Annotated in this window: 16 protein-coding genes; 11 read left to right on the plus strand and 5 right to left on the minus strand. The window is 48.8% G+C overall.

What is annotated here, in order from left to right; translation table 11 throughout:
• Nucleotides 1–529: 529 nt before the first annotated feature.
• From OXH18_RS18975 to OXH18_RS18990, 4 genes are all read left to right on the plus strand, one after another.
• The gene (locus tag OXH18_RS18975; protein ID WP_268608944.1) at nt 530–4,156 is read left to right on the plus strand and encodes a hypothetical protein; all 3,627 of its coding nucleotides are present in this window, start codon (nt 530–532) and stop codon (nt 4,154–4,156) included.
• Between the two features lie 475 nt (nt 4,157–4,631).
• On the plus strand, nt 4,632–5,987 hold the full coding sequence (locus tag OXH18_RS18980; protein ID WP_268608946.1) for a nicotinate phosphoribosyltransferase: 1,356 nt from the start codon (nt 4,632–4,634) through the stop codon (nt 5,985–5,987).
• A gap of 60 nt (nt 5,988–6,047) precedes the next feature.
• Nucleotides 6,048–6,662 (plus strand): nicotinate-nucleotide adenylyltransferase, encoded by a 615-nt coding sequence (locus OXH18_RS18985; protein ID WP_268608948.1) that lies wholly within the window; start codon nt 6,048–6,050, stop codon nt 6,660–6,662.
• Nucleotides 6,608–7,354 (plus strand): NUDIX hydrolase, encoded by a 747-nt coding sequence (locus OXH18_RS18990; protein WP_268608950.1) that lies wholly within the window; start codon nt 6,608–6,610, stop codon nt 7,352–7,354. The genes OXH18_RS18985 and OXH18_RS18990 overlap by 55 nt, the downstream gene beginning before the upstream one ends.
• Nucleotides 7,355–7,442: 88 nt before the next feature.
• On the opposite strand, the gene OXH18_RS18995 is transcribed toward OXH18_RS18990, so the two are convergent.
• The 3 genes from OXH18_RS18995 to OXH18_RS19005 all read right to left on the minus strand — a co-directional run bounded on the left by OXH18_RS18995 (nt 7,443) and on the right by OXH18_RS19005 (nt 11,790).
• Complete coding sequence (locus OXH18_RS18995; protein ID WP_268608952.1) at nt 7,443–8,462, minus strand: PAS domain-containing protein; 1,020 nt, start codon at nt 8,460–8,462, stop codon at nt 7,443–7,445.
• Between the two features lie 649 nt (nt 8,463–9,111).
• Complete coding sequence (gene glyS / locus OXH18_RS19000; RefSeq protein WP_268608954.1) at nt 9,112–11,262, minus strand: glycine--tRNA ligase subunit beta; 2,151 nt, start codon at nt 11,260–11,262, stop codon at nt 9,112–9,114.
• Nucleotides 11,263–11,451: 189 nt separating this feature from the next.
• The gene (locus OXH18_RS19005; RefSeq protein ID WP_268608955.1) at nt 11,452–11,790 is read right to left on the minus strand and encodes a Dethiobiotin synthetase; all 339 of its coding nucleotides are present in this window, start codon (nt 11,788–11,790) and stop codon (nt 11,452–11,454) included.
• A gap of 128 nt (nt 11,791–11,918) precedes the next feature.
• Here OXH18_RS19005 and OXH18_RS19010 point away from each other — a divergent pair, with 128 nt between their 5' ends.
• The 6 genes from OXH18_RS19010 (at nt 11,919) to OXH18_RS19035 (ending at nt 19,363) form a co-directional block, all read left to right on the plus strand.
• A complete protein-coding gene (locus OXH18_RS19010; RefSeq protein ID WP_268608957.1) occupies nt 11,919–12,176 on the plus strand; it encodes a hypothetical protein in 258 nt (85 codons plus the stop codon).
• Nucleotides 12,177–12,191: 15 nt separating this feature from the next.
• Nucleotides 12,192–13,373 carry a DegT/DnrJ/EryC1/StrS family aminotransferase gene (locus OXH18_RS19015; protein WP_268608959.1) on the plus strand — a complete coding sequence of 394 codons (1,182 nt, stop codon included), beginning with the start codon at nt 12,192–12,194 and terminating at the stop codon, nt 13,371–13,373.
• A 147-nt stretch (nt 13,374–13,520) separates the two neighbouring features.
• The gene (gene crtB / locus OXH18_RS19020) at nt 13,521–14,465 is read left to right on the plus strand and encodes a cyanoexosortase B (RefSeq protein WP_268608962.1); all 945 of its coding nucleotides are present in this window, start codon (nt 13,521–13,523) and stop codon (nt 14,463–14,465) included.
• Between the two features lie 36 nt (nt 14,466–14,501).
• On the plus strand, nt 14,502–15,092 hold the full coding sequence (locus tag OXH18_RS19025; RefSeq protein WP_268608964.1) for a Maf family protein: 591 nt from the start codon (nt 14,502–14,504) through the stop codon (nt 15,090–15,092).
• Between the two features lie 462 nt (nt 15,093–15,554).
• Nucleotides 15,555–17,603, plus strand: a complete 2,049-nt coding sequence (locus OXH18_RS19030; protein WP_268613216.1) for an elongation factor G — start codon at nt 15,555–15,557, stop codon at nt 17,601–17,603.
• A gap of 143 nt (nt 17,604–17,746) precedes the next feature.
• Nucleotides 17,747–19,363, plus strand: a complete 1,617-nt coding sequence (locus tag OXH18_RS19035) for a serine/threonine protein kinase (RefSeq protein WP_268608966.1) — start codon at nt 17,747–17,749, stop codon at nt 19,361–19,363.
• Between the two features lie 2 nt (nt 19,364–19,365).
• Here OXH18_RS19035 and OXH18_RS19040 read toward each other — a convergent pair whose 3' ends face one another.
• Both OXH18_RS19040 and OXH18_RS19045 read right to left on the minus strand, forming a co-directional pair.
• Nucleotides 19,366–20,391 (minus strand): zinc-dependent alcohol dehydrogenase, encoded by a 1,026-nt coding sequence (locus OXH18_RS19040; RefSeq protein ID WP_268608968.1) that lies wholly within the window; start codon nt 20,389–20,391, stop codon nt 19,366–19,368.
• A 65-nt stretch (nt 20,392–20,456) separates the two neighbouring features.
• The gene (locus OXH18_RS19045; protein WP_268608969.1) at nt 20,457–21,983 is read right to left on the minus strand and encodes a phospholipid carrier-dependent glycosyltransferase; all 1,527 of its coding nucleotides are present in this window, start codon (nt 21,981–21,983) and stop codon (nt 20,457–20,459) included.
• 349 nt (nt 21,984–22,332) lie between these two features.
• Here OXH18_RS19045 and htpG point away from each other — a divergent pair, with 349 nt between their 5' ends.
• Complete coding sequence (gene htpG, locus OXH18_RS19050; RefSeq protein WP_268608971.1) at nt 22,333–24,345, plus strand: molecular chaperone HtpG; 2,013 nt, start codon at nt 22,333–22,335, stop codon at nt 24,343–24,345.
• The last annotated feature ends 57 nt before the right edge of the window (nt 24,346–24,402 follow it).

Genomic DNA, 24,402 nt, shown 5'->3' on the forward strand with positions numbered 1-24,402 from the left:
CATTGACTTCTTTCGATCAAAAAATAAAGAATTTGCGAAGATTGCGGCAGGATTTGCTCCTGTTGCAGATAGAGGTGTACGATGATAGCCTGTGGTCTATTCTGATGATGTAGATATCTAGCTGGGTCGTTTTTTCAGTTCTCACCGATAGAAAAGCGGCATTACTCAGACAGGAGACATAGCCTCCTCAAAGCCACGTGTGCTTGTTCCAAACAATGCCGCCACCTAGGTCATTCCGTCTATCGCTAAACGGTAATTCAGATTTTACATAGTCAATCTCTAGCGCTGGCTTAGAATGGCGCAGGATTAAGCTACACTCGTGACCCAAAAACAACCAGAACTGAGATTCTCTAGGTATTAAGAAATACCGAAAATAGAGAAGTCTTCCTATTTTTGTGATTTAAGCTACAAAGTGCCTGGGACTCTCTGGTTGAAATAGATGACATAACTGTTGATCCTCATGCTCATCTGATGGAACTTAAAGAATTATTAAGTCCTGAGCAGTTTTTTAGGTTTTCGGGTGCTTTGCATGGAAAACGAGAAAGGTAAGCGGCGAACTGATAAGTTTAAAGAGCACGATGAATGCCGCACGCGAGAATTGTATGTCTATTTAGTTGGGACGCTGGCTCGCGGCAATCGGGATGGTCGTAAGGAAATGGAAGAAGCATTTGGGGGACGCAACTTCTTCGAAAAACTTAGCGATGATAAACCCGGAACTATTGCTACTGGTGAGTTGGCTCACCATCTAGCACAACTGAAACAGTTCTTTGAGAAAACTAGAAGAACCAAACCCAAGCCCAGTGACGTAGGCTCACCCAGAATATTGACTTCACAAGAAATTCAACTGGCGTTTCTGAAGTTGATTGAATTAACGCCCAATGAGCGAGAACAGCTTGGTTTAACTCATAGTGATGAACAATTGCTGATGCAGCAGGCTTTGCTTCACATATGGGGAGAACAAGATCAACAAGATTATGAACAAATTTTACGGTTTTATAATGCTTCAATCGGACTATCATTTGACAGCAATGAACCACTAAGAAGTTACACGGATGAAGACCTGCAAGAAACGGTTCAAGATATTGCATTAAAGCATTTAGGTTATGTTGAATCTAAACAGGGAGAAGCTAGGCAAAGCCACCATGCCGATCGCAATGCTACCATCCGAAAGATCATCGATGAGTATCGCTTAGTAAGTTTAGTAAAGAGTGAAATCAACCGCATTATATTGAAAGTGGGGGTAGGCCAAATTCGTTTACCCAACATTCAAGGGCGACAGGACTATGGACGAAAATATCTACCACGTGAGTTCATCAAACGATTAACTAAAACAGTAATTGATAATGAGCTATTGAATCAGGAATTTCCTGTTTTTATTAAAGCAGTAGCTATTCAAGAATGCGGGCCTTTCCCACTAACTGTTTCTGTACAACATCACGATCAAGATGAAATATCTAACCAGAATGAACTGGGACTAGATCATGCATCTCTTAATGGAGATCTGTTGGAACTCGATCGATATGAACTCGATCGCGAAGAAGAAGAAGACTATAACCATTGTGCTGACATTGCGACACAATATGCCTATCGAGTCACGATTGATTTTTATGTCCGTATTCGCCGCAATAGCCTCAGCAAAAAATTTCCAGAAGTTTATGAGGAATTAAAGCGCGACGATGAAGAACCCGATTTTGAACGCATCATTTTCTCTCTTACTAGTACCGGCATCGGTGGTTCTCTCTCTCACATCACTAAAGTAATCAATCACGCCGTTCTTAATGATATCAGCGTTGATCCACCTGCTAGAACGTCTAGACAAGCAAAAGGATGTGTGGTCAATCTGCGCAAAGACTATTTCACGATTGCCCATGATGTCTTAATTGAACATCACTTTCCCCGCAGCAATGTGTCCTCGCCAGTCTGGTCGCATAGCCTTGTCATGCTGTGTAAAAACGAAGTACTCGGCAAAGTGATGGATTCAAGCCGATGGGCAGGCAAACTGTTTCACTATACCGATATGTCCTTTGGCGATCGGGTGGGATGGGGCGACTACTGCGGATTTGATGGCTTGCTATGTGGAGCAAATGCTGCCCTACAAGCTCGATTACGGGCAATTCGATATACCGGTATTGGTGCACCTGATTATGTTCAAGCTCTCTACAACCGGATTGAACGTACCTATCTGCTGGAAACTGCACAATCTTACGTTACTTCGTATCCATTCTCGTCCTTTGCTCAGGAAAGCGCTTTACACATTACTTTTCTGCGAGATCTGAATCGCTCGCTCACTGATGACGATCCATATACGTTCTTCAAAGCTTATTTGAAAATGGCAGAGACGTTTCTTAATGAAGGTATTTATCGCGTTGCCTGGATATATTTAGAAAAAGTATCCAATGTTTTATCTAGAAGTACAGACTGGCATGATTATTTTGGTAAAACAAAATCAAATGTCAGTTCTTTTAGGGTGTTTTCAGGTTCGCTGATTGTTAGTTATACGCTTTGCTTAGCACACTATTTCATGCTGGTAGACAGCAAAGCAGAAGCACAAGAAATCGCTGCCCATGGAGCCAGCCCGTTTTTGCCTTTTAAGATTGCTTGGGAACGAGAAGACCCTCTTACCTGGAATCGAGATGAAACACAACTACATCAAAGTTTGATTCGGCGATCGTGGCAAGCACTGGAAGCAGCCGAAAAACATCTATCCATTCGGCTAGCAAAATACTTTATTATCAACGAAGAATCACAAGGTACGTTTCATCCTCACTACAAACTACTGGCACAGATCTATTTTCTAAGAGCAAAACTGTTCATCTTTTTTCCAGGGGATGTTCCAGCTAATTCAGACTTCTATACCCCTCCAACCGACGATGTTAGCAGCATGCAAGACCGGGTTTCGAGCGCCAAAGAATCTGTGATTCATGCCAATCGTCTTTACTTAATGGAAAAAGCTAGATTGTATGCTGCTAGTGATGGTGATAGTGAAAGCTACGCTTGTTATACAGCATGGCAGTGTTGGATCTACCTAATGGCTGCTTTTGTGTCAGGAGGAGTTCCGATTAAAACAATTGGTAGTTTTCAACAAACCAAACTGTCACCCTCTGATTGTCGGCGTTGGGGGCGTCAACTCCGGGATGATGCACTGCTGGCGTATGCCGAAACAGGACGGCGCTGTTACCTAAAGATTAAAGAAAAAAGCGGAGTTTCAAGAACTCTATACGAACAACGCCGGGTACGTTATGCAGAATATGGCGATGTACCAATTGAAGTAATTCCACCTTTACGGGAAACCTATAAAGAAGGCGGCTCACGGGTTGTTGGTCAAGGTGATAACAGATTGCTGGAATTGGATATGTCGGTTTTGGCGTTGGGAAGAGCACAGCTAGGAGCGAGCAGTCATCAGGATGCAGGCAGTGTTGTCTATTTGTTTGGGCCTAATGCTTGTTATCTATTTTTTGCCCGTGCTATGTATCGCTTGTGTAGTGATGATCTCTATGAGTTTAGTCCGTCCGATTGCTCTTCGCCTCCTCTAGCAGAAACCGTGTCGGACTGGGACACCAAGTTTGAAGAAGCTTACCGGTTGTTTAACTATGCTTGGGCGATCGCCGACGATGGTGGAGAAATTGCAGAAATTTCAGCGGCTGGTACCATATCTAGTCTAGAAAACCCGCATCACGGATTTGGTATCATTCGACCATTTGCCGTAGCTGGTTCAGAAACATTAGAAGCATTCAACGAAGTGGCAGCCATTCGCGATTTATATCCTTTAAGAATCAGCGGTATCGCCGATTTAGGTCGAATTTTTGCGGCTGGTTGCGCACTGTTGCGGCTATATACACAAACTGACGCATTAGAACGGCAAAAGCGCAAAGCTGAAATTCAGTGGTTGCTTAGTGATCTTCAACGGGAAGAACACTGTCAGCACTTAAACACCTTCCAAGTGCAAAACAGAGAGGCAGGGTTGTTGAATGGACAAAAGCGGTATAACGGTTATTTAACTCACTATTTGAATCAGTGTCGGCAATTTTTGCAGCATGAATGCCTGACTGCTGAACAACTAGAACGTGATGAAGTGAACGATCGTGCTACCCTGCAAATCGAGAAACGACAAGAAATCTTCAAGCAATTATTTGATGCATTTCAATTCAGTGCGTAACTTAGAAAAACTTACCTTATACGCTTTTGAACGAATTGAGATCTAGAGAATTGACTTAATTAAGCCCCAACTAACCTGAGTCATTATTTAGTTGATTTCAATAAAACAGAAGTTTACATACTTTTGTGCCTTGCCCTATCTGGCTCAGTTTACCGTTACAAACGCCATTTTTCGGCAAATTTCTTGGTCTTAAGGTCCCTGAGGATACCTTAGAAGCGATCTTGCCCATTTCTTCAGTCACGATCAAATAGTTAAAGACACTTTCCTTTTCATTTTGGTGAAAGCAACTATAATAAAGCAACTATAATTAAGAACAAAGCGATTGCTATTTGCTTTCCACGAACTATAAACCGAATGAATACTCATTGTTAAACACCCATCCTTAGAAGCTGTCCATTCACCGGGGAATTTCTACCATCGCCTGTCTATTTGTTTCATTCTTTCTTTAGTGCAACTGCCGATCGTCGAGCGACCTATGGAAGAGACACTGCTCCTCTGTCCACAAGACTATAGCCTCCTAACCGATCTCTATCAACTGACAATGGCTGCTTGCTATGTGGGGGAAGGGCTTGATCAGCGTCAGGCTAGCTTCGAATTATTTACCCGTCGGTTGCCACAGGGATTTGGCTATCTGGTTGCAATGGGACTGGCGCAAGCTCTGGAATACCTGGAACAATTTCGTTTCAATGCTGAACAAATTGCTGCTCTGCAAGCCACCGAAATTTTTGACCATGTGCCTAGCCAATTTTGGGATTTACTAGGCACGGCTGAGTTTACTGGCGATGTTTGGGCTGTACCGGAGGGAACGATTGTCTATGCCAACGAGCCACTGCTGCGAATTGAAGCCCCCCTGTGGCAAGCGCAAATTGTGGAAACCTATCTGCTCAATACCCTAAATTACCAAACCCTCATTGCCACCAAAGCAGCCCGACTGCGTGATGTTGCCGGAGAAGCTACGCTGCTAGAATTTGGTACTCGTCGTGCCTTTAGTCCACAAGCATCTTTATGGGCCGCCCGCGCCGCCCTAGCGGGTGGGTTAGATGCCACCTCGAATGTCCTAGCTGCCCTCAAATTGGGACAGGTTCCTAGTGGCACGATGGCCCATGCCTTGGTCATGGCCCTCTCCGCTCTAGAAGGTGGCGAAGACGAGTCCTTTACTGCCTTTCACCGCTATTTTCCAGGAGCCGCACTGCTAATTGACACCTACGATACCATTGCTGCCGCCAAACGATTGGCAGAACACGTCCGATCGGGTGAAATGACGATCAAAGCCGTTCGTTTAGATTCGGGCGATCTCGTTTCCCTCTCTCAACAGGTGCGACACTTGTTGCCAGAGGTGTTAATTGTGGCCAGCGGCGATCTCGATGAGTACGAAATCGATCGCCTCCAAACCGCCGGAGCCACAATCGACAGCTATGGACTGGGAACCAAACTGGTGACGGGCGCTCCGGTCAATGGTGTATACAAGCTAGTTGAAATTGACCAAATTCCTGTCATGAAAGCCTCCAGCGGCAAAGTAACCTATCCAGGGCGCAAGCAAATTTTTCGGCGCTACCAGCAAGACCAACTAGCAGGCGATCGCTTGGGATTAATTCACGAACCCCCTCAGCCCAACGAAACCCCTCTCTTGCAACTCGTCATGAAGCAAGGTCAACGGCTTCAACCGCCTGAACCCCTCCGCATCATTGCCGACCGCACCCGTACCGCCGTCAGCCGTCAACCTCCTGCCATTCGTCGCCTCCATCAACCCGCTACCTTGCAACCCGCCATCTCAGCAGACCTGCAAACCCTGACAGAGCACACGCACGCAAGGTTCAAGTCCAACGGCTAAAAATTTTCGATTCCCCGCTCCTGCTTTCCGCTTCCTATCCCCCAACTCCTACTCCACCCTATGACTTCGATCGCTCTATTTGGTACTAGCGCTGATCCGCCTACAGCTGGACATCAATCGATTCTGGCGTGGCTGTCAGATCAGTTTGACGAAGTGGCTGTCTGGGCATCCGATAATCCATTTAAGTCCCATCAGACACCACTGGAACATCGGGCTGCAATGTTGCAACTTCTAATCGAGGATATTTATCCACCTCGGCATAATATTCATCTTCGTCCAGAGATGAGTAGCCCTCGATCGCTCATCACAGTTGAGCGGGCCAAGCAACAATGGCCAGAGTCTACGCTAACCTTAGTGATTGGAGCCGATTTAGTGGCTCAACTTCCTCAGTGGTATCGCGTAGAAGACCTGCTGCAACAGGTCAATCTATTGATTGTGCCGCGATCGGGGTATCCCCTGACAAACTCTGACTTGCAGCCATTACAGCAACAGGGAGCTACTGTAGAGATTGCCAATCTTTCGGTTCCGGCCGTATCCTCTACAGCGTATCGTGAAGAGGGAGATTCAGAGATCGTCACTCCTCCAGTTGAGGCATACATTCATCGGGAGCAACTGTACGAATGCCAGGACGCACCCAAAAAAAGCTGGTTGATTCAGCGCCGCAACGCATCCTAGCGGATTTCAAAGTGGGCGTAGACAATGTCATCTTCTCCGTAGACACGGATCAAAATCGTTTGCTGGTGCTGCTGGTGATGCGCCATGAAGAACCCTGCATTGGTCAGTGGAGTTTGCCAGGAACCTTGGTTCGTCAAGGAGAATCGTTGGAAGATGCCGCTTATCGGGTCTTGTCTGAGAAAATTCGGGTTGAAAATTTATATTTGGAACAGCTTTATACGTTTGGTGGGCCCGATCGCGATCCACGCGAAGCCTCGACAAGTTATGGTGTGCGCTATCTTTCAGTCAGTCACTTTGCCCTAGTGCGCTATGTGGAAGCCGAATTAATTGCCGATGGCGTCAGCGGTATTGCTTGGTATCCGATGCATCAAGTCCCTAAACTAGCGTTTGATCATAACCAAATTTTGGAATATGGCTATCGCCGCTTGCGCAACAAGTTGGAATATAGCCCCGTTGCCTTTGAAGTGTTACCAGAATTGTTTACACTCAACGATCTCTATCAGCTCTACACCACAGTACTAGGAGACAACTTCTCGGATTATTCCAACTTTCGATCGCGGTTACTAAAACTTGGGTTTCTCCAAGATACGGGTGTAAAAGTATCGCGTGGGGCCGGACGCCCCGCTACCCTCTATCGGTTTGATGCTAACGCATTTGCGCCATTCAAAGATAAACCCTTAGTTTTTATCTAATTAGTTTTTATCTAATTCATCTAGCTTATCTCAAGAAGCAGTAGCACCATGCCCCAAACTAATCTAGCTAGAACAACAAAGACAGGTGTCAATCGTCCTCGCCGCAAGAGCACTGGATGTCTGTAGATTGCTCTGATATGTCTTCAAGATCTTCTGATGTGTCTTCAAGATCTATCGGATTTGCTGCTGTGTTCATGGCTTTGGCAAGGGCCGCTTCCAAGTGTCGCAGTTGTGCTTCAACTCTTTGCTGCTCAGTGATATCTCGAACAAAGCTTTGCACCGCTAACTTGCCTTCATATTCAACCATGTGGCAACTAAATTCCGCTGGAACGCCTTTACCAGTTTTGTGTCGCTGTTGATGCTCAAAAGTGACGCTGCCTGTTGTTTGTAATTCTTGCAAAATCTCTTCTCGACGATCGTCAGCTAAAGGCATCATGACATCATTCATAGTCAGTTGCAACAGTTCTTGGCGAGTATATCCCAAGCGTCTAGAAGCTTTCTGATTCACGCTGAAAATACGTTGCGTTGCTAGCTCAGCAATAAAAATGGAATCGTTCGCTAACTCAAAGACATTATGGTAATTTTTCTCAGCTACTTGAAGTGCTAGATCACTTTGTCTTTGCCGAGTAATATCCTTAGCAACACAGATAACGGCATCAATTTCATGATTGATACCGTAAATTGGGTTTAAGCTATACTCAAATACTTTATTTTCGTGGTTGGCTGAAATCGTAAATTCAGCATAAATAGCTTGCCCGTTTGCAAACACTTGCTCACAATTAGAAGCAAAGTCTCCCAAAAAGAAATAATCAATCTCTTGTAAAGTCTTACCTAAAAAAAAATGTCGTTCAGCTTTTAATACGCGCCGACTAACAGAATTCGTATAAGTAAATCGCAATCTGCGATCGAGGATAAGGATCATATCTGAGCTAGCAGATAGAATTTGATCCAATAGCCCGGTTTGATAAGTAAGCTGTGCTAGCAAATCATGCTGAGGCTCTGGAGCCGAGTACTCGGATGTTTGGAGTCGGACAAGATCTTGGTGAACTATTTCACGAATGGGCAGTAAGTCTGTAGAAAGTTCGGTAGATAAATCCGCCGCTGCCATAGATGGGTTTGTGGAGGGCAAATTTGTAATTGGATGTGTCGTTGCTGCAAAGAGCGAATGGTAACCAGCGCCGGACCGCTGTAAATTGTCCACCTGTTCCGATAGCTGACTGAGTTGGCTTGCTAACTGGTGAACTTGTTGTTGCAATCGATCGATCGCGGAGTTGGAAGCTGGCGGTGCCACCCCATAACAGGTTGTCAACGCATTCAGAACAACCGCCGTTCGATTACTGCCTGTTGCCTGAGCTTGAGCTTCAATGATCTTGATGACTTCTTCTGAAAAACGGAATGTTATCGTTCTGCTAGACATCGACAATGGGTGCAAGGAGGACGCTGAGAAGTGAACTGTGACTTTTTGTAACTAAGTGATTAAACTTAGATTCAATCATAGATGAACCAGCATTGATCGGCTAGAAAAAAGACACTATTCACGAATTTTCTGCTGAATTTTTCACAATTTTCCGATTTTTTATTTTAGCAGTCACTTATTATTAATTTACGCCATGTATGACTGCTTTATGTGCAACTATCTGTCCCTCACTTCCCCGATTTGGGGGAGGAGAGAGCTAGAAGCAGTGACTCGATGGGGGTAAGCTATCTATCGCTGTTCCAATTTCGGTTAACTTGCAGCGTTTTGCAATCTTGATAGCTTATGGTTTCACGATCGCCCCAAAATCCGCCAGCACGCGAGCGTGGTTGCGCAACAGCCCCAGTAAGTTGAGACGATTGCGCCGAATATCTGGGTTTTCATCCATCACCAACACGCTTTGTGGCCCATCAAAAAACTGACTAACCACCGGAGCAATGGCTGACAGTGCCTCGACCAATGTTTGATAATCGCGATCGGTTTGGGCGGCTTGGGTTTGGGGAACCAATTCAACCAATGCCTCATAAAACGCTTGTTCTGATTGGCTTTGAAATAAGTTTGTTTCAATGATGGTAGCCGGGTCGAGTTGAACAGTGTCTAAGCTTCCTTGAGCAGCTAGGCGGGATGAACGGTTAATCGTTTCGTAAATCGAATCCAGCATGTGGTTGTCTCGAATCGATTGTAGAAACTGCGCTCGATCGCGCACATCCAGCAAATCTTGCAACGCACGTTCTGCGTACTCCCGATCGTTTTCGCCCAAGACAGCGTGAATCAAGTCGTAATCAATGCCCCGTTCTTGTAACAAAACTCGAACCCGTTGCAGAAAGAAATCTTGGAGTTGCATTTGTAGATCAGCTTGGCTTTCTGCCTTCGCGTGGGTTGCTACAAAATCGGCGATAACCTGATGAAGCAAGCGATCGAGGTTAATGGGCAACTCTGCACTCCAGGTAATGTTCACAATGGCATTGGCGGCTCGTCGTAGTGCAAACGGATCAGAAGACCCGCTGGGAATCATACCCAGACTGAAAATACTCACCAACGTATCGAGGCGATCGGCCAACCCTACTACTTGGCCTGCTAGGGTTTTGGGTAGTTGATCGGTGGCTCCGCGCGGTAAATAATGCTCCACAATTGCAGTAGCTACATCGGTGGTTTCACCGCTGCTGAGGGCATATTTTTCGCCCATAACACCTTGCAGTTCGGGAAACTCCCCGACCATTTGTGTCACCAAGTCTGCCTTACATAACAGCGCAGCGCGTTGAATAGTAGTGCGGTTGGCCTCGCTCACCTGAAGTTGATCAGCTAAGCGACTGGCAATACTGACAATGCGATCGACCTTTTCGCGCACCGATCCCAGATCTTCCTGAAACGTGACTGTTTCCAAGCGGGGCAGGTAACTTTCTAGAGGCTGCTTGCGATCGACATCAAAAAAGTATTTGCCGTCTGACAGCCGGGCCCGAATCACCCGCTGATTTCCGGCTGCAATTATGTCCGCTTTGGTAGGGTCGCCGTTCGAAATGGTAATGAAGTAGGGCAAGAGGTCGGTTGTCCCTTCAGCCTTTAATACCGGGAAATAGCGCTGATGGCTTTCCATTTCAGTGACAATCACTTCCGTCGGTAGCTCCAAAAAAGCCCGATCGAATTTCCCAATTACCGCAGAGGGCCATTCCACTAGATTTGTGACTTCATCGAGTAAGTCAGGCGAAATAGCAGCATAGCCTCCTACCGAGGCGGCAGCGGCCCGGGCTTGCGTTTCAATCTCGGCTTGGCGGCGTGCCGGATCAACTTCCACGCAGGCGGCTTTCATGCAGTTGAGATACTCAGCGGCTGAGGGAATTTGAACCGGATCAGGATGTAACACCCGATGCCCTCTTGATATCCGATCGCTGACGCATTGTTCAGAGCCGTTCGCCAGCGAGATGGGCAACACGATCTCATCTAGGAGTGTCACCAGCCAGCGAATGGGACGAGAAAACCGCAAATCTCCATCTCCCCATCGCATGAAGCGCTTTCCTTCTAGGCCAAAAATCCAGCTTGGCACTAGTTCAGATAAGATATCTGCGGTCGATCGCCCCGCAATTTTCTGTCGAACAAAGACAAACTCTCCCTTGTCGGTACTGCGAACGGTCAGATCGGCAACACTGACGCTTCGCGATCGGGCAAATCCTTCCGCAGCTTTGGTGGGCTTCCCATCTTTAAATGCAGCTTGGGCGGCTGGGCCTTTGATTTCTTCTTCACGGTCGGGTTGGCGCTCTGGCAGTCCTGTGATCAGCACAGCTAGGCGGCGCGGTGTTCCGTAGACCTCGAGGGTATCTAGCGAGAGGAAACCCTCTGCTAGACTAGCAGGAATGCGCGATCGCCACTGCTGCAACGCGCTACTGACAAAACTTGCCGGTAATTCCTCCGTTCCAACTTCTAACAAAAATGTCGCCATACCGCACCAGCTTTACCCTTTATCGCCAACGATACATTACCAACCATTTCATCATCAAAAAATCGACCGACACCTCAAGGGTTGCGGCTAACCTTCAACAGTGTACCTTGCATTGACAAACTTGCATGGACTCAGCGTAGGACATTTCATCGTGCGATGGCTTCAGCCTTACCTAACACCACATCCAGCTTAACTGCCATTGCCCGCAAAGATTTTCTTCACAGCCTCGGCAAGGCTGAACAACTCTTCCTCTAACCCGGCTGGCCATTGCACTCCGCGAGCTTGTCCACGCTGAAACTGCTGCTGAGTTTCGATCGCCAATACATACAGCGCATAAACCAGTTGACGTTCCAAAATCTCGGTTCCTTGCAGTGCTTCAAAGACCACATCTAATGCTTGTAACAACGTTGACAGTTGAGTGGGCAGGGGTGGGTATCCTTGACGTAGCCGAATCAACAGTGCTTCAGTATCGGTTTCTTCAGGATTGCCTTGTTGCATCAAAAAACTGCGGGCAGTCTCGTAGTTCATGTCGATTTCAGGAAGGTAGGGTGCATCGAGCTATTGCTTTGACCTATCGCTTTAGCTCAAAAGTCGATGGTTAAGCAGCGTTTCAGGGTTCAGCTAAGGTAATACCGCAAAATTCCTGGGTTTGGCGAGTGGTTCAGAATTTGCAACTTTGGAAAAAATTGTCCCAACTTGAGCTATCGCAAGGGCAGGTGCTGTGCTGGCATGGACGACGGCTATGCGTCAACGCTGGCTATACTTCCCGTTTCGATCGCTTTACAGACTCTTCATCGCTGCATGTGTTCCAATCAACCGCAAATTACCCATTACTAGAAATAGCCCCTACCTGCCTGTTGCCTTGGTTCTCAAACTGTTGTTCTCAAGCTGTTGTTCTCAAACTGTTTTGTTAATGGGTCTTTTTAGGTATGAACAGCGATCTAGCTACTATTCCATTTGTTGACCTTTCCTTTCAGCATCAGTCCATTCAATCGCAGCTAGATGAAGCAATTCAGTGCGTCATGCAACGCGGCGATTTTGTCCTGGGGCAAGCCGTGACCGCATTCGAGCAGGCATTTGCTCAGGCCTGTGGAGCCGCGCATGGCGTAGGGGTGGCCTGCGGAACCGATGCGATCGCCTTGGGGCTGCAAGCCTGTGGCATTGGAACAGGGGATGAAGTGATTTTGCCCGCCAATACCTTTGTGGCGACGTTGATCGGCGTTCTGCGGACGGGGGCAACGCCTGTTTTAGTCGATTGTGATCCGCAAACTGCATTGATCGATTTAGCCGCCGCCGAACGAGCAATCACACCTAAAACACGGGCAATTGTACCGGTGCACCTCTACGGACAACTAGTGTCTCCAGCCCAACTGCGCGATTTGTCCACAACTTATAACTTGCTGATCTTTGAAGATGCTGCTCAAGCCCACTTGGCTGAACGAGAAGGACAACGGGCCGGGTCGATCGGCATTGGAGCCGCGTTTAGCTTCTATCCCAGCAAGAACTTGGGCGCATTTGGAGATGGGGGGATGGTAGTTGTGCAAGACGAAATCATTGCCCAAACCCTACGATCGCTGCGAAACTATGGCGCATCCCGCAAATACTTTCATACCGACTACGGCACGAATAGTCGCCTGGATACCTTGCAAGCCGCTATCTTGCAAACGAAGTTGCCTCATTTAGTAGGTTGGAATTGCGATCGCTTTCACATTGCCCAACATTACGACACGTTATTAGAACCCCTCAGCGACTTTGGCATTTTCCCGATCGAGAATCACAGTGGCAGTGGACACGTGTACCATCTCTACGTCATTCGCGTGACAGATTTGTGCCCGATCGATCGCCAAACGTTGCAAAGTGAACTAGAGCAACACCGCATTCAAACTGGCATTCACTACCCGCTGCCCTGCCATCTGCAACCCGCCTTCAAACAGCTTGGCTATGCCGCCGGAGCCTTTCCCTACGCAGAAACCCTCTGTCAAGAAATCTTGTCTCTACCGATGTACCCCGGACTGAGCGATCGGCAAATCGAACAAGTGGTAGACACAATTACCTGCGTTGTTACTGCGGCGCAGTCTAAGGTGCTGTCTGATGTAGTGAAGGTGGCGTGATCGGGGAATCGGGAGTCGAGAATCGGGAGTCGGGAGATGGGGGAGAGGATTTTTAACTTTAGTTATTCTGAATATCCTTCTCTTTCCATCTTTCATCCTTGCTTTTGGGCACTCTAGCAAATAACCCTTCATCCGCTTTTCCCAATTATGCGAATCAAGCACCGATCGCCGATCGCCTGGCAGAGCTTTTTTCCAGAACTAGTGCTTTTGAGTTTATGGACGGGTTTGTATGCGCCGCTGCTGTTGTATTGGTGTGATGGATGGATAAATAAAACCATCAGCATTGAACATGAATATTTTAGTCACGGGCTGTTGGGGCTACCGTTTGCGGGTTACATCGCTTGGGAGCGGCGGCAATCATGGCAGAAACTGTCGAATGTGGTAAAGGCGTGGGAGGCGATCGTAGGCTTAGCACTGTGGCTTGGAAGTTTGGTACTGTATTTTGGCACTCTGCCCGATCTCGTTAACTTATCGTTGCCAATTGGGTTGATGGGGCTGTGCTTATGGCTAAAGGGATGGGCAGGTCTACGGTTGCAAGCGTTTCCGCTGTTGCTCGTCTTTCTGGCCACTCCGAATCAGGTTCCCTACCTGTTGGCTCCCTACACGCTACCGCTGCAACAGTTTATTGCAGGAACGGCTGGATTTCTGCTGATGCAGTTTGGTATGGACATTCAAGTGGAGCAAATCTATCTGTTTGTCAACGATCGCATTGTGGAAGTAGCCCCCTATTGTGCTGGTTTAAAAATGCTGTTCACCAGTCTTTACGTAGGGCTAATCATGCTGTATTGGACGGGTGTTTGGCGATCACAAGTCAAATCAACTATTTTTATAGCTGGGATTGTTTTAATAAGCGTCGCAGCCAACATCATTCGCAATACTCTGCTGACGTACCTACATGGAACCAAACGGAATGTACTGTTTCATTGGTTACATGACAGTTGGGGCGGCGATCTTTATTCAGCCGCAATGTTGTTTTTTTTAATTCTCGTACTGAGATGTATTGAATTCTGGAATTTGGAGTCATCAGAGATAGAATCCTTTGGTATTGAACTAGAACAAGAGGGTAGTGAAGCATCGGGAGAACTGTTATAAAGACGATCGGAGTTTATTATCCTCAGTCGTCTGACTATGGACTTGCCCCCTTTTGTTCTAGCGTCGGCCTCTCCGGCACGGCAACGGTTGCTACATGCGGCTGGCATCAAACCGATTGTCTGTCCCAGTGATTTTGATGAGTCGCAGGTCAAAATTAATGATCCGAACACCTTGGTACAAATTTTGGCTCATGGCAAAGCTGAAACCGTCGCTCCTCGCTTTCGTGAAGCTCTTATTTTGGGTTGCGATTCGGTGTTGGTGTTGAACAATCAAATCTATGGCAAACCTGCCAATGCCACAGAAGCTATCCGGCGGTGGCAGCAAATGCGCGGCCAAGTCGGCGATTTGTACACCGGACATGTGCTAATTGATCAAATACAACACACGGTGCTGATGCGCTGTCAAATTACGCAGGTTCATTTCGGCTGGGTCAGCGATCGCCAAATTGCGGCGTATGTTGCCACTGGTGAGCCGCTAGTCTGTGCAGGCAGTTTTGCCCTAGAAGGTCGAGGTGGATTATTTGTCGAGAAGTTAGAGGGGTGTCATACCAATGTGATTGGTCTGAGCCTACCTTTGCTGCGGCAAATGCTGGATGAGTTGGGCTACGATGTCACAAGCGTTTGGTAGCATTAAATTCAAATGTTACTTGTGACTGTTACTTGTTCGCATTTGTCTTTCAAAGTCGTCAAACTTGGTTTAACCCCGTTAATCAGTTCTGGTTTACAAACCATAAATTTAGGCAAAGAAACTTAGCTAAATAAATTTTCTTAACTCTGCTCTCCGCTTAGGTTATGTCCAGGTTAATCTAGGGTTTATGCAGTAGAAATCGCATAATTTAATGAATGCGATCGAGTTTGAAATCGGCATACAGCGTTCACCCCTCAAGCAATGAGTCGTTCCTTCTACTCTACAAATCTGTCAATTTAAGGTCGAAAATTGCAACGCCAAAAACTGATTGCTTTGTCTTAGAAAGCTGGCTGCCGAAGCACTTGCATTGTTAGCAGTTAGGAATTGCTGTAATGAGTTACTGCAACAGTTTCGTTGTACTTTTTTCTGACGCAAACGTTTGACAAAGAGGTGAAAGCCATTATGAGTGAAAAAGGCTTTTCTGGCTCACGAAATGTGGCGATCGTGGGACCCTATCTAAGTGGTAAAACAACCTTGCTAGAGAGTATTTTATCGGTGACTGGAGCCATCTCTCGCAAAGGCAGGGTCGTAGATGGGAATACCGTGGGTGATGCATCTCCGGAAGCCCGCGATCGCCAGATGACAGTGGAAGTGAATGCCGCTAGTACCGAGTACGGCGGCATTTGTTTTACATTTCTCGACTGTCCAGGGTCGGTGGAATTTGCGCAAGAAACCTACAATGCCCTAGTTGGTGTTGATGCAGCGGTAATTGTGTGTGAACCGGATGCCGATCGGGTGCTGACCTTGACGCCCCTGTTTCAATTTCTAGATGACTGGGAAATTCCCCATCTGATTTTTATCAACAAGATGGATCGCACGCGGGCCCAGTTTGCAGAGATTTTGCAAGCGCTGAAAACTATCTCCAGTCGTCCGCTCGTTCCCCATCAATACCCCATTTGGCAAGGCGAGACGCTAACAGGCTTTATCGATCTGATTACGGAACAAGCCTATCAATATCATCCGGGTGCGCCGGCCGACCCCATTCCTCTGCCTGAATCCTTAAGAGAGCAAGAACACGCTGCACGTGCAGAAATGTTGGAAACGTTGGCAGATTTTGATGATCATCTTCTAGAGGAACTGCTAGAAGATATTGAGCCACCCCAGGAAGAAATTCTGCAAGATTTGAAGAAAGATTTAGGAGCCGATTTAATCGTTCCGGTGCTGATTGGCATTGCCGAGCAAGATTATGGAGTGCGCCCCTTGTTGGAGGCGTTGGTGCGAGAAGCGCCCGAACCCAGTGTCACGGTCGATCGACGCGGCATTTTGTCGGATAGCGCTACGCCTGTGGCTCAAGTCCTGAAAACCTATTGCACTCAGCAGGGCGGCAAGCTCTCCTTGGTGCGGGTGTGGCAAGGAACCTTAACCGATGGGACAGTACTGAATGGGGTGCGGACAGGCGGAATTTATCAGCTATCGGGACAACAGCAGCAAAGCTTAACCGAAGCCAAAGCGGGGGCGATCGTCGCGCTGGCTCGTATGGAGGGTATCAAAACCGGAGAAACCTTGAGTTCCGATCAGCAATTAGCTGACTCGCTACCCAAAGCGGAATCGTTAACGCCCGTGTATGCGCTGGCCATTACGCCAGAGAAGCGCAGCGATGAGGTGAAGTTGAGCAGTGCTCTGGGCAAACTAGTCGAAGAAGATCCGTCCCTGGTTTGGGAGCAGCACGGTGATACCCATGAAGTGATTTTGTGGGGACAAGGCGAAATTCATATTCAGGTGGCGCTTGATCGCCTGCGTCGCAAGTATGGCTTGCCGATGTCTACTCACTTGCCGCAAGTCCCCTACAAGGAAACCATTCGCCGCACGGCCAGCAATATTCACGGTCGCTACAAGCGGCAAAGTGGTGGTCACGGGCAGTTTGGCGATGTCTATATTGACATCAAACCACAGCCACGGGGGGCAGGCTTCAGCTTCAGCGAAACAATTGTTGGTGGTGTGGTGCCCAAGCAATACATTCCAGGGGTAGAAACTGGGGTGCGCGAGTATTTAGCGCACGGGCCCTTGGGCTTCCCCGTAGTGGATGTGGCCGTCACCCTGATTAACGGCTCCTATCATACGGTTGATAGCTCTGAGCAAGCCTTTAAGCAGGCGGCTCGCTTGGCTATGCAAGAAGGTATGAGCAAGTGCGAACCCAGCTTGCTGGAACCCGTGCTAGCAGTCACCATTTCCGTTCCGACTGACTTTACCTCGGGCGTGCTGCGGCTTGTTACTGGACGGCGGGGACAAGTATTGGGCTATGAAGCGAAACCTCACTGGAACGGGTGGGATGATGTGCAAGCTTATTTGCCGCAAGCCGAAATGCAAGACCTGATTGTGGAATTACGATCGCTGACCTTTGGCGTTGGCACGTTCCGATGGCAATTCGATCATCTGCAAGAAGTGCCTGATAAAGTAGCTGAGCGACTTCTAGCGACGATCGGAACTGGCAACGGCAACGGGCACAGCTAATCTGGACAAGACGAAGAATAGGAGTGGATGGGTGGATGAGCCAACCTCTACCCCATTCACTCAAACTCCTTCCCCCCGATTGGAAACTTTTACCGACCCAAATTCGTCTACTGTCTTGCCCTGATTTTGTCTAAATGGTGTGCATGGCATTCCCGGTCGGTAGAAGTCTTCAGAGCGGAAAATACATCCTGGACCAGGAGTTGGGACAGGGTGGGTTTGGTGTGACTTACACGGCAACTCATCAGGCGTTGGGTCAGGTGGTGGTGATTAAAACCATGAACTCCGCCCTGCGTTATGACCCCAAATTTCCCAATTTTCAGCGCCAGTTTCAAGACGAAGCGCGGAGATTAGCCAGGTTTTCGCATCCCAACATTGTTCGCGTTACAGACTTTTTTATTGAGGAAGGGCTGCCCTATATCGTCATGGATTTCATTCCAGGGCAGACGTTGCGAACGCTAGTAATTCCTCACAATCCTTTGCCTGAATCGATCGCCCTCCAATATATTCGACAGGTGGCGGAAGCGCTGAAAGTGGTACATCACCAGGGCTTGCTGCACCGAGATGTGAAGCCGCAAAACATTATCCTGCGGCAGGGCACTCAGGAAGTGGTGCTAATTGATTTTGGCATCGCTCGCGAGTTCACAATGGGTGCAACTCAGACCCATACGGGTATTTTATCGGCAGGCTATGCGCCGATCGAGCAATACTTACCCAAAGCCAAGCGCACTCCTGCAACGGATGTATACGGTTTAGCGGCAACCCTATACACCCTGCTAACAGCGGAAGTGCCAGTGCCTGCCACGTTGCGTCATCGTCAGCCGCTGCCCGAACCGCGAGAACTACAGTCGAGCCTCAGCCCCAAAGTCAATCAGGCGGTGCTGCATGGCATGGCTTTGGAGCCGGAACAACGCCCGCAGACAATCGAGGCTTGGCTGAATTTGTTGCCTTCCGATCAGGGGGGGCGATCGAATGCTTCGCCGCCCATACCAGCATCGGTGACGATGCCAACGCTAGCGGTAGCACCGCGACCACCGAAACTACGAGTCACTGAAACAGCCGCGTTGCCTGTGAGTCCAATGGCAGCCAACGCAGCACCCGATGGTTCGATGGAGGCAATCGGTTACCATTCGGCGGCTCGTCCCAATCAGCATCCTGTTTTAGCTCCACGTCAGCGCTATCGATCGGGGTTGGTGGCCAGTGCCACTGCCCTAGCGCTATTGGTGCCATTGGGCGTTGGCAGTTGGTTACTGAGTCAACCCTCTGAAACGAACTCCGAGCCAGACATCATTACGCCGACTGAGCCGAGCCAGCGCTCGAACTCAGACTTGTTGCCATTGCCACCAGATAACGTAGAACCAACGGCTCCCACTACTTCAGATGCCACGCCTTCTCCCGACGCGATCGCCACGCCTAGCCCCAGCCCCATTCCTTCACCAACCGAGTCTCCTGATGCAACCGCGAATGACGCCATCGATGCAACGCAAGACTCAACCGAACCAGGCGTGATCGATACATTGCCTCCCGCCAATGTTCCTATGACGGAAGGGGTGGATTCGTCCCCAGAGTCTTTAGAAGGTCTTGGCTCGGACGTGCCTTTGCCGGATGGATCGTCTCCGGCTAGTTCTGCACCCATCTTGACACCCGCTGTGCCAGAAAATACTGATGTCAACAGCAATCCGGAGGAGCGGGTGAGTCGCGGTCGCAGAAGTGGAAGCGATCGAGAACCACCCAGACGGGACAAAAAGCCCAAGGACAAGTGAAGCTAGGGCTGCATCGCTACTTTGATGACCTTGCGATCGCGCATATCGTAAAACACCTGCTCCAGGTTTTTCAGCGGTTGGTGATCGCTAATTAGCAACTTAAACGGCAACGTACCGCTCGCCAGCAACTCCAGCGCCGCTCGAACATACTGGGGGGTGCTGTGAAACACGCCTTTTAGGGTCAGTTCGCTGTAGTGCAACTGCTCGGTGCTGACGGTGATTGTGGTGTCGCGTGGGCAGCCGCCAAACAGGTTAACCGTCGCTCCAGGACGAGCACAGGCGATCGCCATTTCCCACACAGCCGGCAAGCCAGTTGCTTCTATCACCACATCGGCTCCCCAGCCATCCGTTAATGCTTTTACCTGGGCTGGAATATCGGCAAGGCGATGATAGTTGAAGGTTTTCGCTACACCAAACTGCTCGCCAATTTCTAAGCGGCGATCGCTGCCGCCAAACAAAAACACCTCGGCTCCTTGGCGTACCAATTCTCCGGCAAACATCAGCCCAATGGCACCATCCCCCAACAGTGCCACCCGATCGCTCGGTTTCACATTCGATCGCGCCGCTCCATGCAGCACACAGGCCAGTGGTTCGGTCATTGCGGCCAGGGCGTCTGATAGGTGATCGGGAATATGCAGCAGATTGTGTTGGACAATGGGTGCAGGAATCTTCAGATACTCAGCAAATGTACCGTTGTTAAAGCTGAGATGGGTACAGAGGGAATATTCCTGCTTTTGGCAAAAGAAACAGGTCATGCAAGGAGCCGAATTGTTGGCCACTACCCGATCGCCCACTTGCCAACCCGTCACCCCTTCTCCGACCGCTGCGATCGTCCCGGCCGCCTCATGACCAAACGGGGTCGGCGGCTTCAGCATCTTCGCATGTCCGCCTCTGCGCCAGACCTTCAAATCAGTGCCGCAGGTGGTAGCGGCTCCGACTCGAATCACCACCTCACCTGGAGCCGGAACTGGGGTTGCGATCTGCTCTAAGCGTAAATCTTCTTTGCCGTACAATACTGCTGCTAACACGATGCCTTTTCCTTCTCGAACCCCTTGATTCTAAGGGATCTTGACGATTGAGAGTTTAAAACTGGCTACACCCAAGACGGCAGCCATCGTCGCATCTGCAACTCCGATGGAGTTAAGGGCAGTCCTAAATAAATAGGCATCCAAAAGGCAAACGCCAATAGCACCAGGACTACGATCGCAGTTGCCATCACTTTGCGCAGTTGTGATGAACTCCAGAACCAGCGATCGGTGATGAGGGCCAGAGACAGCACCGCAAAAACTAGAGACCCCATGTAGTGATAGATGAAAACGCAACGGGTGACTTTTGCCCACGGTAACAGATTGGCGGCCCAATTGATTAGTAAGTAAAGCGCTACCCAATCAAAAGCTCTGATGGGCTGGATGCGATCGGATGGTGCACCAGCGGCGTTTTGCCCCAGTTGCCCCAGTCTTCCCAGTCGCTGCCCAAACCGCTGAACCGTCAATATCGTCAGTAGTCCGATCGCCACTGTAGATAACCACCACAGGAAAGGATTACCCATGGCATGAACATCGTAGATGATGGCAGCCGCGTTGACAGGGGTAGGCGGGCCAATCACAGGGGGTGGTTCTTGCGGGGCATGGGCAATTTGGTAAAAATAGGCGATCGGGCGCAGCATTAGTGGCCAGGTGTACCACAAGGAACAGTAGGGATGGGCATCTAATCCCCCTACCCGACCGTGATAGTCGAGTGTTTGCAGTTGCAGCGTCCAGAAACTATTGCCATCAAGCTGCATGTAGGGAATCCAGCTTGCGTAATAGGTGAACGCGGGAATTAGGGCAAAACAAATGAGAATATGCCCCAGATGAAGCTGGTGCAAGTTGTTGAGCGGAAAGGGCGATCGGCGTAAGGTCGGTGTGGCTGCTTTCGGCGTGCGGACTTTCTCGATCCAGTGCCAAACCCAATAACTAATCCAAATGGCGTAAGCTCCTAACAAAAAGCCCAAGCCGTTCCACTTAATCGAAGCGGCAGCGCCGAACCCCACTCCCGCCAAGCTCAACCACAACCACTGTTGCCAGCCGATCGCTCGCAGCGCTAACAGAAACCCAAGGTGGCCTAACAGCCCAAAGCTAACCAGGTAGACATTATTAAGGGCATAGCGCGATTCCACCAAATATAGCCCATCCGCCGCCATTAGTAATCCAGCTAGGAGGGCAAAGCTGCGACGGTGACTCAATAGGTAAGCAATCCCTGCGACAAGTAGGGGAATGATCGATCCTGTGAACGCATTGAGCCAGCGATAGCTGAAGGTAGATAAAAACAAGCCAGACAAGCCATTTTTAAGACTGTCATCCACCCACGGCAGCACTTGACTGATCCATTGACCGCTCCAAATGCCGATCGCCACGATATAAGTACTCAGGGGTGGATGTCCGGTGAAAATTAGTTCCCCCTTCAGAAAGTGGCTAGCAAAGCGTGCATAATACACCTCATCAAATACCAGCGTATTGAAGCGACTGAGACCCCAAAACCGCAGCGCCAGCGAGATTAAAAAGATTCCCACCATGCCACACCAGAACAGCAGTGGAGACAAATCAGGATATTTCGAGGGGCGAGGAGCGATCGACGGCATAGCGTTCACTAAACGTTACGCAACTACAAACGCCCTAATACTAAACCAAGGAATCGGAACCGTGGGCTAGTTCATCTAAACTAGTGACAAAACCAGTGACAAAGCCGATTAATCTGGACAGAGGAGTGCAGCCGTGATTGAATGATAAACCTTGTATCGCCCTCATCCCAATCTCTCCCCCCAAGTAGACTGTGCTTGTTAACCAGAGTAGGGAAATCCGATCGTCCCTAGCGGAAATCTTTACTGACTACAATGAAAGCGATCGCCTAAGCTTGGGCTTAATATCACTGTTAGCGGTAGGGCTAGCGGTCAAGATTTAGTGTTCTTCTCGTCATCCGTTGCAGTAACTATGACAACGATTCTAGAACAGGGCAATATTTCGATTCATACCGAGAATATTTTCCCCATTATCAAAAAATGGCTGTATTCCGATCACGAAATTTTTCTGCGCGAGTTAATCTCGAATGCAGTGGATGCCATCAAAAAATTAAAGATGGTATCTCGCACGGGCGAATATGCTGGCGATACGGGCGAACCGGAAATTACGATCGCGATCGACAAAGATAAAAAAACGTTGTCCGTTTCCGATAATGGTATTGGCATGACGGCCGACGAGGTGAAGAAATATATTAACCAGGTGGCTTTTTCTAGTGCCGAAGAATTTGTTCAGAAGTATAAAAGTACGCCAGACGAACAGATTATCGGTCATTTTGGCTTAGGGTTCTATTCGTCCTTTATGGTGGCGTCGCGGGTCGAGGTGGATACGCTGTCCTATCAAGCGGGGGCCCAGGCAGTCCATTGGTCTTGCGATGGTTCCACGCAGTTTGAACTGACAGAATCCGATCGCACCGATCGCGGTACAACGGTCACGTTGACCTTGATGGACGAGGAGTTGGACTATCTAGAGCCATACCGCATCAAGCAGTTGGTGACAAAATACTGCGATTTCATGCCCTTCCCAATCAAATTTGAGGGAGAGCAAATTAATAAGCAGAAAGCTCCTTGGAAAGAATCGCCCAGTTCCCTCAGCCAGGAAGACTATCTAGAGTTTTATCGCTATCTTTATCCGTTTCAGGAAGATCCGCTGCTGTGGGTACACCTCAACACCGACTATCCTTTCGTCGTTAACGGCATTCTCTACTTCCCCAAGCTGAAGCCAGATGTGGATGTTACGAAGGGGCAAATCAAGTTGTTCTGCAATCAGGTGTTTGTCAGCGACAACTGTGAAGAAGTGATTCCTCGCTTTCTCATGCCGTTGCGAGGAGTCATTGACAGCACCGATATTCCCCTGAATGTATCGCGCAGTTTCTTGCAGAACGATCGCACCGTGCGCAAAATTGCCGATTACATTGCCAAGAAAGTTGGCGATCGGCTGAAAGAGCTATATCGAGACGATCGGGAGCAGTACATTCGCGGCTGGCAAGACTTGGGCACGTTTGTTAAGTTCGGCTCCATGAACGATGACAAGTTCAAGAAGCAGGTTGAAGATATCTTAATCTACCGCACCACCTATGAGGGAGTGGGGAATCGGGAATCGGGAGTTGGAGAAACTGAACTCCCTGCGGTACAGGTACAGTCTGAAGAGGGCGACGTATGGCAAGATGTGAGGCCATCGGAGTCACCATCATCTGGCTCTGCTACCCTGGACGGCAAAACCTACACCACGCTGAAGGAATACCTGGAGCGCAACAAAGAGCGTCACGAGAATCGCGTTTACTATTGTACCGATGCGGCGTCGCAAGCTACGTATGTAGAACTGCACAAGAGCCAGGGCTTGGAAGTGTTGTTCATGGATTCCTTTATTGACTCACACTTCATCAGCTTCTTGGAGCGGGAATATTCTGATGTGAAGTTTTCGCGAGTGGATGCTGATCTCGACGATACGCTAATTGATAAAGATCAAGCGACTGAGATTGTCGATCCCACCACCAACAAAACCCGCAGTGAAGTCATCAAGGAATTGTTCACGACCGCATTGAACAAACCAAAAGTGACCATTCGCACCGAAGCCCTAAAGTCTGACAATGCCGAGGCGGCTCCTCCGGCGATCGTCCTCCTTCCCGAAACCCTACGGCGGATGCGCGAAATGAATGCCTTGTTGATGCAACAAGCTGTGGAATTTCCCGAAGAGCATACGCTATTAGTCAATACCTCACACCCGCTGATTCAAAACTTAATCAACATCAGCAAAGGCAGCGTGGTGCAAACTAGTGGCCCGTCTCCTTCGGCAGAGTTGGCAACCCTCATTTGCCAACATGTTTACGACTTGGCGCTGATGGCTCAGAAAGGCTTTGATGCCGATGGTATGAAGGCGTTTGTAGAGCGATCGAACCAGGTGTTGACGCGGTTAACGCAGAGCTGAAGATTGATTGGGAGGTTGAAGATTCGGGATAGATGGCTTGCCGTGAGCGGCTCAGTC

Origin of the sequence: Thermocoleostomius sinensis A174 (assembly GCF_026802175.1) — a bacterium.
Taxonomy (GTDB): Bacteria; Cyanobacteriota; Cyanobacteriia; order Elainellales; family Elainellaceae; genus Thermocoleostomius; species Thermocoleostomius sinensis.

What these genes read in the sequence shown, in the direction of transcription:
- OXH18_RS18975 (WP_268608944.1), top strand. Translation starts at nt 530, where the DNA reads ATGGAAAACGAGAAAGGTAAGCGGCGAACTGATAAGTTTAAAGAGCAC.
- OXH18_RS18980 (WP_268608946.1), top strand. Translation starts at nt 4,632, where the DNA reads ATGGAAGAGACACTGCTCCTCTGTCCACAAGACTATAGCCTCCTAACC.
- OXH18_RS18985 (WP_268608948.1), top strand. Translation starts at nt 6,048, where the DNA reads ATGACTTCGATCGCTCTATTTGGTACTAGCGCTGATCCGCCTACAGCT.
- OXH18_RS18990 (WP_268608950.1), top strand. Translation starts at nt 6,608, where the DNA reads ATGCCAGGACGCACCCAAAAAAAGCTGGTTGATTCAGCGCCGCAACGC.
- OXH18_RS18995 (WP_268608952.1), bottom strand. Translation starts at nt 8,462, where the DNA reads ATGGCAGCGGCGGATTTATCTACCGAACTTTCTACAGACTTACTGCCC.
- glyS (WP_268608954.1), bottom strand. Translation starts at nt 11,262, where the DNA reads ATGGCGACATTTTTGTTAGAAGTTGGAACGGAGGAATTACCGGCAAGT.
- OXH18_RS19005 (WP_268608955.1), bottom strand. Translation starts at nt 11,790, where the DNA reads ATGAACTACGAGACTGCCCGCAGTTTTTTGATGCAACAAGGCAATCCT.
- OXH18_RS19015 (WP_268608959.1), top strand. Translation starts at nt 12,192, where the DNA reads ATGAACAGCGATCTAGCTACTATTCCATTTGTTGACCTTTCCTTTCAG.
- crtB (WP_268608962.1), top strand. Translation starts at nt 13,521, where the DNA reads ATGCGAATCAAGCACCGATCGCCGATCGCCTGGCAGAGCTTTTTTCCA.
- OXH18_RS19025 (WP_268608964.1), top strand. Translation starts at nt 14,502, where the DNA reads ATGGACTTGCCCCCTTTTGTTCTAGCGTCGGCCTCTCCGGCACGGCAA.
- OXH18_RS19030 (WP_268613216.1), top strand. Translation starts at nt 15,555, where the DNA reads ATGAGTGAAAAAGGCTTTTCTGGCTCACGAAATGTGGCGATCGTGGGA.
- OXH18_RS19035 (WP_268608966.1), top strand. Translation starts at nt 17,747, where the DNA reads ATGGCATTCCCGGTCGGTAGAAGTCTTCAGAGCGGAAAATACATCCTG.
- OXH18_RS19045 (WP_268608969.1), bottom strand. Translation starts at nt 21,983, where the DNA reads ATGCCGTCGATCGCTCCTCGCCCCTCGAAATATCCTGATTTGTCTCCA.
- htpG (WP_268608971.1), top strand. Translation starts at nt 22,333, where the DNA reads ATGACAACGATTCTAGAACAGGGCAATATTTCGATTCATACCGAGAAT.